We start from the raw sequence: 17,326 nt of genomic DNA, 5'->3' as shown, positions 1-17,326 counted from the left end.
TTCTTATTTTTTAGTAGAGTTTTTACACAAAAGCAAACGGTTACAATCATTAAAAATCAATTTATAATAGTTAAAAATCACTCTTAACTACACCGATATGATTAGAAACTTTCCAATTTTAGTACAAAAACAATTAGATATTTTTTTACCTTTTTATGATTATGAGGTGATTATTTCTGAAAATATATTCTCTATATCCAAACAAAAAGTATCATTTTTTGTTCAAGAAATAACACAAACAGCAAATGAATTAAATAAACAATATTCTGAAGATTATGCTAATGCATATGCGGCTAAACTTTTTCATCAATATGAAGCATTAGCACAAGCTGTTAAGACCTTAAAATTAACGCAAAGTAATGATACTCTGCTCTTTCAGTCATCCTTTCAATTCCCTAAAAATATTCATTCGCTTGCGCCTACCCGCCGTTTAAATGAATACCGGAAAGCATTAAGAGCATTAAATGAGAAAATTAGCTGGTTAGTTGAAAAGCGTTATAATGCTTCAGAAGCTGACAAAGTCTTGTTAGAAAGGCAGATTCAAGAAACAGAATACCGTAAAATGAAGTGCTTAAAGGCAATTGAGGATCTTGAAGAGCAAACACAATTTAAATAATTATGTTTTAGAGAAGGTAATAAGAAAGGCGCTATAAAAGCGCCTTCCTTTTAAAATTATAATGTTTTAGCTAATTTTTTGATGAAGTCTTTAAAATCATCGCCAAACTTATCATGACGTAAACTATATTCAGTAAATGCTTGCATATAGCCTAATTTATCACCACAGTCAAAAGTACGCCCAGTCATATGGAATGCTTCCACGGTTTCTTGCTCAATTAGCATATCAATCGCATCAGTTAATTGAATTTCATCACCTACGCCCACTGGTGTTTTTTCAAGCAGATCCCAAATGTTTTCAGAGAATACGTAACGACCAACAACCGCTAAGTTAGACGGTGCTTCTTCAACACTTGGTTTTTCCACCATTTTCACGATTTTCGCTGTCTCACCCGCCGGAATTTCCACACCTGCGCAATCGGCTACACCATAGCTACTTACATCTTCTTTTGGTACCGGAGCAACCATAATTTGGCTATGTTTAGTTTCATTAAAGCGTTTGATCATTGCTGCAAGGTTTTCAGTTTTCTGATTTGCTGTGAAATCCGCTAAAATCACATCAGGAAGAACAACAGCAAACGGTTCATTACCCACAACCGCTCTACCACATAACACTGCGTGGCCTAAACCTTTTGCTTGCCCTTGGCGTACATGCATTAATGTTACGTCTTTCGGTACAATTGAACGTACTTCATCTAATAATTGACGTTTTACACGTTTTTCAAGCATTGTTTCAAGCTCAAAAGACGTATCAAAATGGTTTTCGATAGCATTTTTTGATGAATGTGTTACTAACACAATTTCTTTAATGCCTGCGGCCACACACTCATTAACAATATATTGAATTAACGGCTTATCTGCAATTGTTAACATTTCCTTTGGAATTGCTTTAGTCGCCGGAAGCATACGAGTACCAAGACCCGCTACAGGAATAATCACTTTCATTATATAATCCTTATAAATAGATGCGATTGCATCAATAAATATACGCTTTTATGCGCATTGATAAAAAACCGCTAGCAATTTATGCAAGCGGTCTAATTTTGTCTAAATTCTAACAATTACCGAAGAAGTAAAGCAAGAGTTTCACCTATTTTTTTCTTACCTTAATTGCTTCCGCCCCTCATCTCTAAATTTAAACTGGCTACGAGTTCTGTATTCGAACTACGTAAATTAGAGACAATAAGCTTGCTACATTGTAACTTTAAAAATCCGGCTTTTTCATCAAAAAAGAAGTAACAGCTAAAACCACCATCAAATGCATCCGATATCTGCCTTATTTGATCACTCAGCTTGAATAGAATCTGCTTGATTTTCATGAAGAATCAGATTAGGAATACCATTTTGGAAAGACCCATTCGGATTATTATGAACCTTAACAAATTCAACCGGTACATTTTTGCCTTGAATTGTGCTTAATAGCATCAACATACAATGTCCTGCAGCTATTCCCACCGTTTTTTTTGAGGTAAGTTTATGTGCGTCAATATATAAAACAGATGCTCTACATATTCTCCTTGCACTCTTTTCTGTGCATATACACCACATTATTGCTACTGGGAAATTATTTTCCACTAAACCTGTATCGGCACTAATTGGGCGTCAATCCGCCCCAATTTCATCCTATTGTAGTCCTTCGGATATAGCTAGCGGTTACTTGAATACCGCCATCTATCATTTTCAAAAATGAAGTTTAAAGTAAACATCTTCCGTATCCGTTAATTCCAAATCAATAACATTTACACCTGAATCTAGTAATTAATGGTGAGTTGTACTTTTAAGTTCATTACTCGTTAATATGTACATCATCACCAATAGTAATACTTTTCGGATTCAGAAATTGGCCCAAAGCACTTCCGATTCGATAGGCAATATCCGTATTTAATTCAATACTGAATTGCTCACGAATATCATAGGCTTTAGAACAAGTAAGTTTACTCATGATCCTTATCTCTACTAATTGGAGAAATATTTATTCTTGCTTCTCATCAGCAGTATCATCTGCCAATGCTTTAATTCTGTGATAAATTTCTTCACGGTGAACTGAGATTTCTTTTGGTGCGTTTACACCCAATTTTACCTGATTACCTCGAACACTGAGTACAGTTATCTCAACGTTGTCCCCTATTAGTAAACTTTCCCCAATTTTACGAGTTAGTATAAGCATAGTTAATCTCCTGGGTTAAAAGCTCTATTACACTCATATAGAACTTTTATGGCAAGGCTTTATCCCTCAGCCTTGCCTCTTTTAAATTATTAAAGTTTCGCTTGAATCCATTCTTGCGCAAATTTGAGTGCTGAATCAAGATGTTGTGGTTCTGAACCGCCAGCCATCGCCATATCAGCTCGCCCACCACCTTTACCACCAACCTGTTGTGCCATAGCACCTACCAGTTCACCAGCATTAACTTTGCTTGAAAGATCCTTTGTAACACCAACAATTAAGTTTACTTTATCATCTGCTACGCTACCAAAAACGACAATGGCATTTTCAAATTGATTTTTAAGATCATCAACCATCGTACGTAACGATTTAGTTTCTACACCTTCAAGTTTCTGAACAATGACATTTACACCGTTAATTTGACTAGCTTGTTTTGCTAATTCAGAACCGGCTTGTGCAGCAAATTTATCTTTAAGCTGTTGAAGCTCTTTTTCTGTACGCTTAGCCTTATCTTGAAGCTGCTGAATTTTTTCAACTAATGAGTTACTATCCGCTTTTAATAATTCAGCACTTTGCTGAATGACTCTTTGCTGATTATGTAACCAATCCATTGCTTTTTCGCCTGTTACGGCTTCTACACGTCTTACACCTGCAGCAACAGCGCCTTCAGAAACTAGTTTGAATAAACCAATCTCGCCTGTGTGTTGGACGTGGGTACCTCCACAAAGTTCAATTGAGAACTCAGTCATGCCGACAACTCGGACAACATCACCATATTTCTCACCGAATAATGCCATCGCACCTTTTTGCTTCGCAGACTCAATATCCATTGTTTCGATAACTACTTGAATATTCTCGCGAATCTTACGGTTTACGATACGTTCAATTTCTTCTAACTGCGCTTTGGTAATGGCTTCTGGTTGAGAGAAATCGAAACGCAATGCATCTTCAGACACCAATGAACCTTTTTGTGCTACATGATCACCTAATACTTCACGCAATGCTGAATGTAATAAGTGTGTTGCACTATGATTTGCTGTGATTGCCTGACGACGGTTTATTTCCACATGTGCAGTAACTTTATCACCAATAGCCAAACTACCTGATGTTAATTGGCCGATATGTCCAAAAACTTGACCATATTTTTGAGTATCACTTACAGTAAATTCGCAAATTTCTGTAGAAATTAAACCGCTATCACCAACTTGTCCCCCCATTTCTGCATAGAATGGAGTTTGATCAAGAATAATAACTGCTGACTCGCCTGAGTGGATTGTATCAACTGCCTTACCATTACTAAATAAACCAACAACTGTCGCTTGAGCTTCTAAGTTATCGTAGCCGATAAAGTCAGTTTGGCCATCTACTTTGATCACATTGTTATAGTCAGTACCAAAGTTACTGCTTGCTTTAGCACGCTCACGCTGAGCGCTCATTTCTGCTTCAAAACCTGCTTCATCAATCGTGATATTACGTTCACGACATACATCGGCAGTTAAATCTAATGGAAAGCCGTAAGTATCATAAAGTTTAAATGCAACTTCACCTGAAAGCGTATTATTTTCTACTTTAGTCAAAGCATCTTCTAATAATGCTAAACCACGCTCAAGTGTACGAGCAAACTGCTCTTCTTCCGCTTTTAGCGTTTTCTGAATATGCGCTTGTTTTTGGGTTAAAATCTCACCTGCATGTCCCATTACGGTTGCAAGTGTAGGTACTAATTTGTAGAAGAAAGCTTCTTTTGCACCTAATAAGTTACCATGACGTACTGCTCGACGAATAATACGACGTAATACATAACCACGTCCTTCATTTGACGGAATAACTCCATCCGCAATTAAGTATGAACAAGCACGAATATGGTCTGCCACAACACGCAAAGACTTATTGTCTAAATCGGTTACATTTAATAAACCTGCAACTTCTTTAATCAATGTTTGGAAAATATCTGTTTCATAATTTGAGTTTACGTGCTGCATTACTGCCGTCATACGCTCTAAACCCATACCCGTATCTACAGATGGTTTCGGTAGCTTTTCCATGGTACCGTCTGCTTGACGGTTAAATTGCATGAATACGATATTCCATACTTCGATATAACGGTCGCCATCTTCTTCTGGCGTTCCTGGTAAACCACCCCAGAAAGTATCTCCGTGATCATAAAAGATTTCTGTACAAGGACCACACGGACCAGTATCGCCCATTGCCCAAAAGTTATCCGAAGCATAAGGTGCGCCTTTGTTATCACCGATACGAATAATGTGATCAGTTGGTACACCTACAATTTTATTCCAAATGTCATAAGCTTCATCATCCGTTTCATAAACCGTTACATATAATTTTTCTTTCGGAAGCCCAAGCCATTGCGGAGAAGTTAAATATTCCCAGCCGAATTGAATTGCATCTTGTTTAAAGTAATCACCAAAACTGAAGTTACCCATCATTTCAAAGAAAGTATGATGGCGTGCCGTATAGCCTACATTTTCTAAGTCATTATGTTTACCACCGGCACGAACACAGCGTTGCGCGGTAGTTGCTCGAGTATAAGGTCGTTTTTCTAAGCCGAGAAAAACATCTTTAAATTGGTTCATCCCTGCATTAGTAAATAATAAGGTAGGGTCATTTTCTGGTACCAAAGAACTGCTTGGTACAACGGTATGTCCTTTACTATGGAAGAAATCCAAGAAGGATTGTCTAATTTCTGAAGTTGTTTTCATTTAAATAGCACTCTAAAAATGTATAACAAATAATAATGTTAGTTGTAAGCCTTACTATTCTACACGTTTTTCTTTTCTTTGCTAATTGGCAAGTAAAAAACTTTTTAATTTATTTTTAATATAATGCATCAAAAAGACCGCTTGAAAACGGAGATGTTTTCAAGCGGTCGGGTTATAAAACCTTCTTATAAAAATTTTATTCGTCTGCTAACGGCACGACGAGCATATCAACACTAACATTATTCATCACTTGGCGAGTTGAAGACATAAACTTGCTCCAGAAATCTTGGTGATGTCCGGTAATTAATAAATCAATTTGATGTTTTTCAACTGCCTCTTCCAATACTTGACTGAAATCGCCGGTACCATTTAAACATTCTGATACCGGATACGAGATTTTAGAAGAAAGTTCGTTGAGTGCTTTAGTGGTTTCTTGCACGACACTATCTTGTACAGAAGACATATTAATGTCGATTAAACCTGTATAGAGGTCTGAAAAATTGACATCAACGTGGATAAGCGAGAGTTTCGCACCACATTTTTCAGCAAGATCCGCACCTTTACGGAGTAAAATGAGACTCTCTTCAGAAAGATCAACTGCGACTAAAATATGTTTGTACATAATAGACTCCTTATTTGCCTGTCTAAATCTTATCTTTGGTTCAAATACTAGCATATTCTTTCCAATTAAAGTTTGAACTAGATCTCATTTTTGAAAAAATGTTTCAAATAATGGAGTCAGTTTTCTTCAAAATAAAAATAAAAGCTGTATTGAAAATAACTTTTTCACTTAAATTAATTCTGATATATCTTTATTCTAACAATAATTAGTGATAATATTTGCGCCAAATCAAACTTTTGCCTACTTTACAATACGGTAAGTCTTATGAAAATCGTTTCTGACGTAAAAAATACGAATCGTACAGCTTGTACTATTCATTGCCAAAATTGCAGTATTAGTCAGCTCTGTTTACCATTCACACTGAACGAACATGAATTAACTCAGCTTGATAATATTATTGAGCGAAAAAAACCTGTCCAAAAATCTCAGATTATTTTCCAATCAGGTGATGAACTTCGTTCTATTTATGCAATTCGTTCAGGTACAATCAAAAGTTATACCATCAGCGAGAGCGGTGAAGAACAAATTACAGCATTTCATTTGCCTGGTGATTTAGTCGGTTTTGATGCGATTACTAATATGAAACACGTTGGTTTCGCACAAGCGCTTGAAACGTCAATGATTTGCGAAATTCCATTTGATATTTTAGATGATCTTGCTGGTAAAATGCCTAAAATTCGGCACCAAATTATGCGCTTAATGAGTAATGAAATTAAAAGCGATCAAGAAATGATTCTTTTACTTTCAAAAATGAGTGCGGAAGAAAAATTAGCTGCATTTTTGCATAATCTGTCTCAGCGTTACTCTGCTCGTGGTTTCTCGGCACGTGAATTCCGTTTAACAATGACACGTGGAGATATCGGTAACTATTTAGGTTTAACCATCGAGACGATCAGCCGTTTATTAGGCCGTTTCCAAAAAAGTGGTATGATTACTGTGCAAGGTAAGTATATTACGATTAACCGTATGGATGAACTTACGGATATGGCAGGTGTGACGCGTTCACAATCTCCGATTATTGCACAAACAACGGCGTAAATAATATTAAAAACAAAGAAAGTCACCTTTTCATGGTGGCTTTTTTCTTATATTCAGCCAATAGGGCTTATTTCGCATATAAATAAGCGGTTAAATTTGTCTCAAAACTTGCAAAAGTTCGATAAAATTTAACCGCTTAACAATCAATGAATTATTTAACCAGTTTCAAATGCGTTGCCTTTTTCTTCACAACTTTAGGTTTAGCCGTTTCCTCGTGAGAAATAACATTACGCTCATGATAAGCTTGCTCGCTGTAATAAGGCTCATCTTGAAACATAATACCGTCCCCCGTTTCTTGTGCATAGATGGCTTCTAATGCACCAAGTGGAATATATACGTCTCGTAACATTCCTTGGAAACGCGCATTAAAACGAATTGCTTCATCGGTTACAATATATTGTCCAATAGAACGAGGTGCAATATTTAAGATAATCTTACCGTCACGAATAAATTCTGTTGGCACATCCACATCCGGATAATCTGTATTGACTAGCAAGTACGGCGTATTGTCATTATCGATAATCCAGCTGTAATAAGCATGATAAAGATAAGGGCGTAAAGGTTTCATTAGTCTTTTTCATCCATTAAGTGTTTAGGCGCGGCCCCACCAATTGATTGCACAAAACTTTCACGTTGGAAAACTCGAGTCATATATGCTTTAATCGCTTTGCTGCCAGCACCGGTAAATTCCACGCCTAAGTTATGCATTTTCCACAATAACGGCGCTACGTAGCAATCCACTAAGCTAAACTCTTCGTTCATAAAATAAGGTGTTGCTGCAAATACTGGGCCTAAAGCTAACATTTCATCACGTAATTGAAGTAAAGCTTTTTTCGCTTCTTTTGATTCAGGATCTTTATTTACGATATCAATCAGCGAGTACCAATCTTGCTCAATGCGGTGCATAGTTAAACGGCATTTACCACGTAACACCGGATATACAGGCATTAATGGTGGATGAGGAAAACGCTCGTCCAAATACTCCATAATGATACGTGAATTGAATAACACTAAATCACGATCAACTAATGTGGGCACATTACCGTAAGGATTTACTTCCATTAAATCTTCAGAAATCGTATCAGGGCTAATATTTTCAATTTCGTAAGGAACGCCTTTTTCCGCTAATACGATTCGTACTTGATGGCTATACACATCATTTTTATCTGAAAAAAGGGTCATTACTGAACGTTTATTCGCACTACTCGTCATATATATTCTATCTCCGATTCTGATTGCAACTACATGAATTTGAAAAAATGGTCGCATATAGTAACACATTTCGTCATCCCTTTAATAGCTTTAAATTGTGCTTTGTGGATAATTCTTTACATTGTTCAGATTGTTTTCAGTTAGCATAATTTCTAAAGCAATCGTTTGCCTATCATGCTATAATTCGAATACTTTCCTCTATTTCATTTATCAAGGAACAACTATGTCACAAAAACCTGAAATTGCGATTGTTATGGGTTCAAAAAGCGACTGGGCAACTATGTCGGAAGCAACACAAATTTTAGATCAGTTTAAGCTTGCTTATCATGTCGAGGTGGTTTCAGCACACCGCACACCGGATAAGCTTTTCTCATTTGCGGAAAGTGCCGAACAAAACGGTTATAAAGTGATTATCGCAGGTGCAGGCGGTGCGGCACATTTACCGGGTATGATTGCGGCAAAAACGATTGTGCCAGTGTTAGGCGTGCCGGTAAAAAGTTCGATGCTAAGTGGCGTAGATAGTTTATACTCTATCGTTCAAATGCCAAAAGGCATTCCGGTTGGTACACTTGCGATTGGTCCTGCAGGTGCAGCGAATGCCGGTTTATTAGCTGCACAAATTTTAGCAGCTTTTGATCCTGAATTAGCGAAAAAATTACACGCATTCCGCAATGAACAAACGCAATCGGTATTAGACAATCCAGATCCACGTAATTAATCTATTTTTCATGACAAAGAAACTTTTAATCCTACATACAGGCGGTACTATTTCAATGAGTGAAGGCGAAGACGGTAAGGTTTCGCCTTCTGAGAAAAATCCGCTACTTGCCGCGTTAGAACGTTTAAACCACCCTGCTCAGCTCAGCCAAGAATCTGTACTGAATGTGCCTTCACCGCATATTACTTTACAGCATTGGTTGCTATTGAAAACACGTATTGAAAAAGCGGTTAATGAAGAAAACTATGATGGTATCGTGATTACCCACGGTACGGATACATTAGAAGAAACTGCTTATTTCCTTGACCTAGCACTGAATGTAAATGTACCGGTTGCGATTACCGGTGCAATGCGTTCAAGTAACGAATTGGGTTCGGACGGTTTAATTAACTTACAAAGTGCGATTTTGGTTGCGCTTTGTCCGGAAAGCCAAGACAAAGGCGTATTAGTGGTGATGAATGATGAAATCCATAACGCTAAATTTGTGACTAAAACGCATACGACCAACGTAGCGACATTCCAAACGCCAACATTCGGTCCTTGCGGATTAATTGCTAAAAACCGCGTGCTATATTTCCAACAATTAATCGAATATGAACGCTTCCCAGCTCAAACAATTACCCGTACCAACGTGCAGCTCGTCAAGAGTTACGCCGGAATGGATAGTTTCTTACTTGAACAGCTTGCTCATCACGGCTGTGATGGTGTGGTGATTGAAGCTCTCGGCGCAGGTAATTTACCGCCGAGTTGTTTAGCCGGTTTAGATGCGCTATTACGAGCTAATATTCCTGTTGTGTTAGTTTCTCGTGCCTTTAACGGTGTCACTCAAGATGTATACGACTATTTAGGCGGCGGTAAACAACTTAAACAACAAAACGTCATTTTCACTACCGGTTTAAGCGGTCAAAAAGCACGTATCAAATTGTTAGTCTTGCTAAACCAAAACTTGAGTAAACCACTCGCCGAATATTTTTAATCTCTGATAAACACAGAAAGTTTGAGGTTTCCGAGCCGTACAAGCGGTCAAATTTACCCCAAAAATTGCAAATCGGAGTCTCTAACTTTCCGCAAACGGAATCATAAAAAATGCAAAAAAGTGCTATTTATCCTCCAATTTATGTGCTTGGTAACGGTCAGCTCGGCAGAATGTTACGCTATGCCGGCGCACCGCTTGATATTGAAGTAAAACCGCTTGCTTTTGATGCACCGGTTTTTGACCTTGAAGAAAACAGTATCATTACCGCAGAAATCGAGCGTTGGGCAGAAACGCCACTCACCCAATTACTCGGTAATCATAAAAACTTTGTCAATTTAAACGTATTCGGCACAACCGCAGATCGTTTCACCCAAAAATCACTGTTAGACAAACTTCAGCTTTCTACTTCACCATGGCAATTATTGGAATCTGCCGAGCAATGGCAAAGCGTATTCAGCAATGTCGGTGAAAAAGTGGTGGTAAAACGCCGTACCGGCGGTTATGACGGCAGAGGTCAATGGATTGTGACGCAAGACAGCATTGACCAAATCACGCCGGATCTTTTCGGTGAAGTGATTGCAGAAAAATTTATTCCGTTTGATGGAGAAATTTCAATTGTCGGCGCTCGTTTCCGTGACGGCTCTACCCGTTTCTATCCGATTAGCCATAACTTGCAACAAAACGGCATCTTGCGTTACTCCGTTTGTGATGTGAATTTACCAAATCAGCAAACTTACCAAACCCAAGCGGAGCAAATGCTTGGCACGATTATGCAAGACTTAGACTATATCGGCGTAATGGCGATGGAATGTTTTGTGGTGGGCGAGAAATTATTAATTAATGAACTTGCTCCTCGTGTACATAACAGTGGACATTGGACGCAGCTAGGCTGCTCAATTAGCCAGTTTGAATTGCATTTACGTGCATTACTTGACTTGCCGACACCGCAACTTAAACAAATTGCACCGAGCGTGATGGTCAATCTAATTGGTATTGAACACAATAATGCGTGGCTGGAAGTGCCGTTCTCACAATTACATTGGTATGGTAAAGAAGTACGTGCTGGACGTAAAGTTGGACATATTAATTTATGTCATCCGGAACAAGCTCAGTTGGTTCAATTACTCGAACAGCTTCATCCGCATTTAACCGACGATTTCCATTCGGGGTTAGATTGGGCAATTAATAAACTCAAATAAGTACAAGCGGTCTGTTTTCTTCTGAAATTTGCAAAAAATTTTGAAAAACAGACTGCTTTTCTATTGCTAAAATAGCTAATGAATTGTATAAGTATTTCTAATTTCAAACACAACTTTTTAGAGGACAACACATGTCAATGTTCAACCATATTCAGGCTGCTCCGGCAGATCCAATCTTAGGTTTAGGCGAAGCATTTAAAGCGGAACAACGTGCAGGGAAAATCAATCTCGGTATCGGTGTTTATATGAATGCGGAAGGTAAAACGCCTATCGTGAAAGCGGTTAAAAAAGCCGAAGCGTTATTGTTAGAACAAGAAACGAATAAAAACTACCTCACGATTGACGGCGTACAAGCTTTTAATTCTTACACGCAAGAACTTTTATTCGGTAAAGGGGCGGAAATTATCGCTTCAGGTCGTGCAAAAACCGCACAAAGCTTAGGTGGTACAGGCGCGTTACGTATTGCGGCTGAATTTATCAAACGCCAAACGTCAGCAAAAAATATCTGGATTTCAAACCCGACTTGGCCAAACCACAATGCAATTGCCGAAGCGGTCGGTTTAAATGTGAAAGGCTATCGTTATTACAATAAAGATATACACGGTTTAGATTGGGATAACTTACTCGCCGATTTAAGCCAAGCGGAAGCCGGCGATGTAGTGTTATTACACGGTTGCTGCCATAACCCGACCGGTATCGACCCAACCCCTGAACAATGGGATGCATTAGCGAAACTTTCTGCAGAAAAAGGTTGGTTACCGTTATTTGACTTCGCTTACCAAGGTTTCGGCAACGGTTTAGACCAAGATGCATACGGTTTACGTGCATTTGTGAAAAACCACAAAGAATTATTAATCGCAAGCTCATATTCGAAAAACTTCGGTTTATATAGCGAGCGTGTTGGTGCATTTACCTTAGTTGCAGAAAATGCCGAAGTAGCCAATAACGCATTCACCCAAATTAAATCAATTATTCGTGTGCTTTACTCTAACCCGGCATCACACGGCGCAAGCACAGTTGCTCGTGTATTAGGTGATGAAGCGTTACGTGCAGAATGGGTCGCTGAGTTAGATGAAATGCGTGATCGTATTAAATCAATGCGTAACCGTATGGTGCAATTATTAAAAGAGAAAGGCGCAAAACAAGATTTCGACTTTATCGCACAACAAAACGGTATGTTCTCATTTAGCGGTTTAACACCGGAACAAGTGGATCGCCTACGTGAAGAGTTCGCAATCTATGTGGTACGTTCTGGTCGTATTAATGTTGCAGGTATCACCGACCAAAACATTGATGCCCTTTGCGAAGCGATTGTAAAAGTGCTTTAATCACTATTTTGTAAAACCACGGACTACACTGAATACACGGAAAATTTATTCTGTGAACGCTGTATAGTTCGTGGTTATTTTTATGTATAGCTTTTAGGTAATAAAAAACCACAGTTTTCACGTCATACAAATAACTTTCCCGTGTATTCCGTGCGTTCTGTGGTTATTTACTTTTCCTATCTACTGAACATTCATAATCGCTTCAATATCAGCAATTTCTTTCGGGCAGCCGCTTGTCAGATTTTTATTACCATATTCGGTAATCAATAAATTATCCTCAATTCGTACGCCAATGCCTTTGTATTGCTCTGGCACATCTGCATCACTTGAAATGTATAAACCCGGCTCAAGGGTTAGCACCATACCGATTTCAAGCGGGCGATCTCGCTCCGTGCCATAATTGCCCACATCGTGAACATCTAGCCCTAACCAATGCCCCAAGCCGTGCATATAAAATTGACGATAGGCTTTATCGGCGATTAACTGCTCCACTTCGCCTTTTAAAATACCTAAGCGGACTAAACCTTCGGTTAGCACTTGTACTGCCTTTTCATTAGCAATTTTGATCGAACTTTGCGGAACAAGCCATTTAGCCGCTTCTTTCATTGCGTCCAACACGAGCTGATAAATCTCTCGTTGCGGTTCAGAAAATTTACCGTTAATCGGGAAGGTTCGAGTAATATCGCCCGCATAATGAGCAAATTCCGCACCTGCGTCAATCAGCAATAAATCACCGTCTTTTAATACCTGATCATTTTCGTTGTAGTGCAAAATACAGGCATTTTCACCGCTTGCCACAATCGAATTATAAGCAGGGAATCTCGCCCCAAAGCGGGTAAATTCGTGCTGGATTTCGCCCTCAATTTCTAATTCATAACGATTAGGACGAGTTTGTTTCATCGCACGAATATGTGCCAAGCCCGAAATATGACAGGCTTGCTGAATCAATGCAATTTCCGCTGTCGATTTAATCAACCGCATTTCTGACAACATGGGCAGCCAGTCAATCACGTCAACAAACTGTTCCGCCACCACGCTATCGCCCCATTCCTGTAAGCCTTTGGCATAATAACAAGCGGTCAAATTTTGCGTTTTTTCTGCAAAAACACGGGAAATATCCTCAATATCAAACGCCAAATCTACGTTCAAAGCTTCAGGGGCTTTTTCAATACCCAAACGGCGACCATTCCAGGTTTCCATTAGCGGATCTTTTTTACGCACAAACATCACGCTCTCATTTTTGCCGTCTTTTTTAATCAGCAACAATGCCGATTTCGGCTCGGCAAAACCGGTTAAATACCAGAAATAACTATCAGGTCGGAACAAATAATCGCAATCGCTATTACGGCGTTTCTCAGTTTCGGTAAACACCACCAACGCAGAATTATCCTGCATTTGCTCAAATACACGATTTCTACGCTCAATAAATTCTTCTCTCGGCAATTCAGCTAGGTAGGCAAGATCCATACTATTCTCCTCTTCAAATGTCTGTTTATTCTAACACAAGCAAGCGGTCTGATTTCTCGCAAATTTCACAAAGAAACTGCATAAAAAAAGAAAAAGTCAGTTTAATCTAAGATAACATCGTAAATTAAACTGACTTTTAAGGTATTTCCCCTCTCTCTGCTTGTTTCGCTACACGCTTCAACAAGCTGTCTCTCTCCCGCAAGGGGCGAGAGTGTAATGTGCTATAACGTATTTCTAATACAATCCGCCTACATTAAAACATACAACAAGCGGTCAAATTCGCTGAATTTTTTGCAATTTGCAAAGTTTTCAAGAAATTCAACCGCTTGTTAAATGACTCTCTCCCCTTGCGGGAGAGAGGCAGATTTGAGCAAAGTCACAGCTTTGCGAAAATCAGAGAGAAGGGAAGCTGTAAAATTAAACTTAAATATACCAAACAGGCAAGGCAACCAAATCTTCCGCTAACCAAAGGCGTTGCGGATATTGGTTGATAATTACGCCCGTGCCGATTTTAATTTCTGATTCGGGCAGATTATCTTTCAAAATACCGAAGGCTTTGACCATTTTTTTATCAGGACTTGCCGATGTTTTAATTTCCACCGGGTATAAAGTGCGGTCATATTCAATCAGTAAATCGATTTCTTTTTGGTTAGTATCCCGATAAAAATAAATCGGCGGCTCTATCCCTTTGTTATAGAACGATTTAATGATTTCGCTCACGACAAAAGTTTCAAAGAATTGACTGCTTTTAGCCCCTTTTGAAATAGTTTCGGGCGTGAGCCATTTGGTTAGCCACGCCATTAAGCCCGTATCCAACATATACACTTTTTGGGTTTTAATCGCTCGTTTTAGATGATTATTGCTGTACGGCTTGAGCAAATAAATAATGCCCGATGTTTCCAAAATTGCCGTCCAACGCTTGATAGTATCCACCGATACGCCCACTTCCTGTGCCACATTGCTGTAATTTAGCAGTTCGCCACTACGAGCGGCAATCGCCACCATAAAACGAGTGAAATCCGTGATATTACTCACATTCGTAAGCGAGCGAACATCTCGTTCAATATAGGTGGAAACGTAGGAAGCATAGTAAATTTCCCAGTTCGTTTCTTGCTCATACAAGCGTGGCATATAACCTTGATGAATAATTTTCCAAATGTTTTCAATCGGTTGAGCAGCTTTTTCTCGGGCGGAAAGATAATCTTGGTTAGGAATAAAAGGCAACGAAAAATCGAGCTGTTGAATTTCTCGCAATGAGAAACCTTGTAATTTCAACTCCGCCACTCGCCCCGCAAGGCTTTCCGTTACATTTTGCATTAAATGAAAGGCTTGCGATCCCGAAAGCAAATACAGCCCTGACATTTTTTGCTTATCAATCGCCAATTTCAAGCTAGAAAATAGCTCCGGTGCATATTGCACTTCGTCTAAAATCAACTTACCTGAATAGTTAAGCATAAATAGGCCAGGATCGTTTTTTGCCATTGATAGCAACATAGGATCATCAAAGGTCACATATTGATAATCTTCACTAATATGCTGTAACAGCGTTGATTTTCCCACTTGTCTTGGACCTGTCACCAACACCGCAGGAAATTGTTTGATTAAAGCCTCAATCAACGGCTTCATTTGACGAGAATATAAGTTCATAGGCAAAAATAAGTTTAATCTAAGATTACATCTTAAATTAAACTAAAAAATACAATACAAGTAAAGGAAAAATTAGTTTAATTTAAGATGAAATCGTAAATTAAACTAACTTTTAGGTGTTTTCTTTATTGTTTACGGAAAATAAGCGGCCAAATTTGCTAGATTTTTGCAATTTGCAAAGTTTTCAAGAAATTTAACCGCTTGTTAAACGACTCTCTCCCCTGCGGGAGAGAGACAGATTTAAGTAAAGTCACAGCTTTACAAAAATCAGAGAAAGGAGAAAGTTGTAAGATAAAACTCTCGATAATACTTTTGGCATATCTTACCAAACAAGCACGCATCAGGAGGCATCCGCTATTGAGAGATAGTCCTTCATCTACTCTTAAACGTCGTTTTCATCTAAAGCCAAGAAGGATTAATATATTCATGACACTTATCAATAATAGTATCTATAGTCTCTAAACCTAATTTAGGGCTGTCTATAGACGTATTCAAGTTACCTTTACTATATTCAATTAATAATTTCTCATTAAATACAGATTTAAAAATACCCCATCCAACAAAAGCAACTAAATTAGCCCGATTAGTTTCAAACATTATTCTTTTATGGACTGTCCAATAGTCATAACCTTCACATCTAGGTTTACAAAAAGATGATAAAAATTTTTCTCCTATACCTGTAATACTATTAAAAGTATAGCCATGCCCTGTTGGATCTTCTTTTCTAACTAATTCAAGCCATCTTCTTTGCATATTAGATAAATCGCTATCATTCTGTAAAAAACGCTCCACTGATTGAAATGGAGCAATATTCATCAAGGTTATATTATATGGGCAAAGAGAATAACCATTTGGAACTAATCCGTTATCTTTCCATAAAAAAGCAAATCCATGACTTGCTTTATGCTCTCCCTCTGTTGCCATAAGAGATAAAGCCGCCTTCATTTGATTAATATTAGTGTCAAAGTTTGCTTCATATTTATCAGATTTCTTATAAAGTTCATCGTCATATAGACAGATTAGGTAACCACACAGATACTCCTCGGGAATATTATATTTTAATGGGGTATTTAATAATTCTTTAATTGATAAGATTTCTAATTTAATTTCTCCATCTTCCAGCTTAATAGGCTTTAAACATAAAACATTCCTATGCTTCCAGAAAATTTCATGCAATACATTACGCTTTAATAAAGTTCTCCACTCTGGTGAAATAATGACATTAAAAATATCGCCATCAGATAAAAATAAAAGATGATTTTTTAATTCCGCTGAATATGCACTGATTTCTGTTCCTGCTTGTCTAGCTGCATTTGCAGAATTTTTTAATTCAACAATCACTACTCCTTGAGATTCTGGTGCATATAGTACAAAATCGGGTTTCAAAATCTCATTATCTGCAAGAGAGATGTTTTCATCTGCTGAGAAAATAGTATTTAAATGTAATGCTTCTAAGCAATTGTTAAAACTAGTATAAATCTTTTGCTCTTCCTCATTGTTTGGAAAGAATTCTTCTAGTTGTTCTATATTTACAATAAGCTCGCTTAATCCCTCACATTCTTCAAGTTTATTCTTTAACCAAAGTTGCATATCTGCTTCTCTTTCAAAAAGATTATTACTCAT

General features: G+C 38.1%; 16 protein-coding genes. 6 read left to right on the top strand and 10 right to left on the bottom strand.

Annotated features, from left to right (window positions below):
- Positions 1 to 97 precede the first annotated feature (97 nt).
- Positions 98 to 616 (top strand): primosomal replication protein PriC, encoded by a 519-nt coding sequence (priC, locus tag ASU1_RS03590; protein WP_039195018.1) that lies wholly within the window; start codon positions 98 to 100, stop codon positions 614 to 616.
- A 56-nt stretch (positions 617 to 672) separates the two neighbouring features.
- On the opposite strand, the gene galU is transcribed toward priC, so the two are convergent.
- The 5 genes from galU to ASU1_RS03565 form a co-directional block, all read right to left on the bottom strand.
- Positions 673 to 1,560, bottom strand: a complete 888-nt coding sequence (gene galU, locus ASU1_RS03585; protein ID WP_014991495.1) for a UTP--glucose-1-phosphate uridylyltransferase GalU — start codon at positions 1,558 to 1,560, stop codon at positions 673 to 675.
- Between the two features lie 841 nt (positions 1,561 to 2,401).
- On the bottom strand, positions 2,402 to 2,557 hold the full coding sequence (locus tag ASU1_RS11720) for a phosphomannomutase (protein ID WP_081541505.1): 156 nt from the start codon (positions 2,555 to 2,557) through the stop codon (positions 2,402 to 2,404).
- A gap of 30 nt (positions 2,558 to 2,587) precedes the next feature.
- The gene (csrA, locus tag ASU1_RS03575; protein WP_005622704.1) at positions 2,588 to 2,782 is read right to left on the bottom strand and encodes a carbon storage regulator CsrA; all 195 of its coding nucleotides are present in this window, start codon (positions 2,780 to 2,782) and stop codon (positions 2,588 to 2,590) included.
- 89 nt (positions 2,783 to 2,871) lie between these two features.
- Positions 2,872 to 5,496, bottom strand: coding sequence for an alanine--tRNA ligase (gene alaS / locus ASU1_RS03570; protein ID WP_014991494.1), 2,625 nt, complete (start codon positions 5,494 to 5,496; stop codon positions 2,872 to 2,874).
- Between the two features lie 196 nt (positions 5,497 to 5,692).
- Entirely contained in the window at positions 5,693 to 6,118 is a 426-nt protein-coding gene (locus ASU1_RS03565; RefSeq protein WP_014991493.1) for a universal stress protein, read from the bottom strand.
- 264 nt (positions 6,119 to 6,382) lie between these two features.
- Between ASU1_RS03565 and ASU1_RS03560 the strand changes: the two genes are divergently transcribed.
- The gene (locus ASU1_RS03560) at positions 6,383 to 7,156 is read left to right on the top strand and encodes an FNR family transcription factor (protein ID WP_014991492.1); all 774 of its coding nucleotides are present in this window, start codon (positions 6,383 to 6,385) and stop codon (positions 7,154 to 7,156) included.
- Positions 7,157 to 7,307: 151 nt separating this feature from the next.
- Here ASU1_RS03560 and ASU1_RS03555 read toward each other — a convergent pair whose 3' ends face one another.
- Together ASU1_RS03555 and sspA are read right to left on the bottom strand one after the other, a co-directional pair.
- Positions 7,308 to 7,724, bottom strand: coding sequence for a ClpXP protease specificity-enhancing factor (locus tag ASU1_RS03555; RefSeq protein WP_014991491.1), 417 nt, complete (start codon positions 7,722 to 7,724; stop codon positions 7,308 to 7,310).
- Positions 7,724 to 8,368: a stringent starvation protein SspA gene (gene sspA, locus ASU1_RS03550; RefSeq protein WP_014991490.1), complete on the bottom strand. Its 645-nt coding sequence runs from the start codon at positions 8,366 to 8,368 to the stop codon at positions 7,724 to 7,726. Before sspA ends, ASU1_RS03555 begins: the two co-directional genes overlap by 1 nt.
- 223 nt (positions 8,369 to 8,591) lie before the next feature.
- On the opposite strand from sspA, the gene purE reads away from it, so the two are divergent.
- From purE to ASU1_RS03530, 4 genes are all read left to right on the top strand, one after another.
- A complete protein-coding gene (gene purE, locus ASU1_RS03545) occupies positions 8,592 to 9,086 on the top strand; it encodes a 5-(carboxyamino)imidazole ribonucleotide mutase (protein WP_014991489.1) in 495 nt (164 codons plus the stop codon).
- 10 nt (positions 9,087 to 9,096) lie between these two features.
- Positions 9,097 to 10,062: an asparaginase gene (locus ASU1_RS03540; RefSeq protein ID WP_039195013.1), complete on the top strand. Its 966-nt coding sequence runs from the start codon at positions 9,097 to 9,099 to the stop codon at positions 10,060 to 10,062.
- A gap of 110 nt (positions 10,063 to 10,172) precedes the next feature.
- Positions 10,173 to 11,261: a 5-(carboxyamino)imidazole ribonucleotide synthase gene (gene purK / locus ASU1_RS03535; RefSeq protein ID WP_014991487.1), complete on the top strand. Its 1,089-nt coding sequence runs from the start codon at positions 10,173 to 10,175 to the stop codon at positions 11,259 to 11,261.
- A 131-nt stretch (positions 11,262 to 11,392) separates the two neighbouring features.
- Positions 11,393 to 12,589, top strand: coding sequence for an amino acid aminotransferase (locus tag ASU1_RS03530; protein ID WP_039195012.1), 1,197 nt, complete (start codon positions 11,393 to 11,395; stop codon positions 12,587 to 12,589).
- 180 nt (positions 12,590 to 12,769) lie between these two features.
- On the opposite strand, the gene pepP is transcribed toward ASU1_RS03530, so the two are convergent.
- The 3 genes from pepP to ASU1_RS03515 all read right to left on the bottom strand — a co-directional run bounded on the left by pepP (position 12,770) and on the right by ASU1_RS03515 (position 17,326).
- Positions 12,770 to 14,056 (bottom strand): Xaa-Pro aminopeptidase, encoded by a 1,287-nt coding sequence (gene pepP / locus ASU1_RS03525; RefSeq protein ID WP_014991485.1) that lies wholly within the window; start codon positions 14,054 to 14,056, stop codon positions 12,770 to 12,772.
- A gap of 423 nt (positions 14,057 to 14,479) precedes the next feature.
- Positions 14,480 to 15,703, bottom strand: a complete 1,224-nt coding sequence (locus tag ASU1_RS03520; RefSeq protein ID WP_039195011.1) for an ATP-binding protein — start codon at positions 15,701 to 15,703, stop codon at positions 14,480 to 14,482.
- Between the two features lie 399 nt (positions 15,704 to 16,102).
- The gene (locus tag ASU1_RS03515) at positions 16,103 to 17,326 is read right to left on the bottom strand and encodes a hypothetical protein (protein WP_014991483.1); all 1,224 of its coding nucleotides are present in this window, start codon (positions 17,324 to 17,326) and stop codon (positions 16,103 to 16,105) included.

This window comes from Actinobacillus suis ATCC 33415 (assembly GCF_000739435.1).
GTDB lineage: Bacteria > Pseudomonadota > Gammaproteobacteria > Enterobacterales > Pasteurellaceae > Actinobacillus > Actinobacillus suis.
This window is presented reverse-complemented; position numbering and strand designations above follow the sequence as displayed.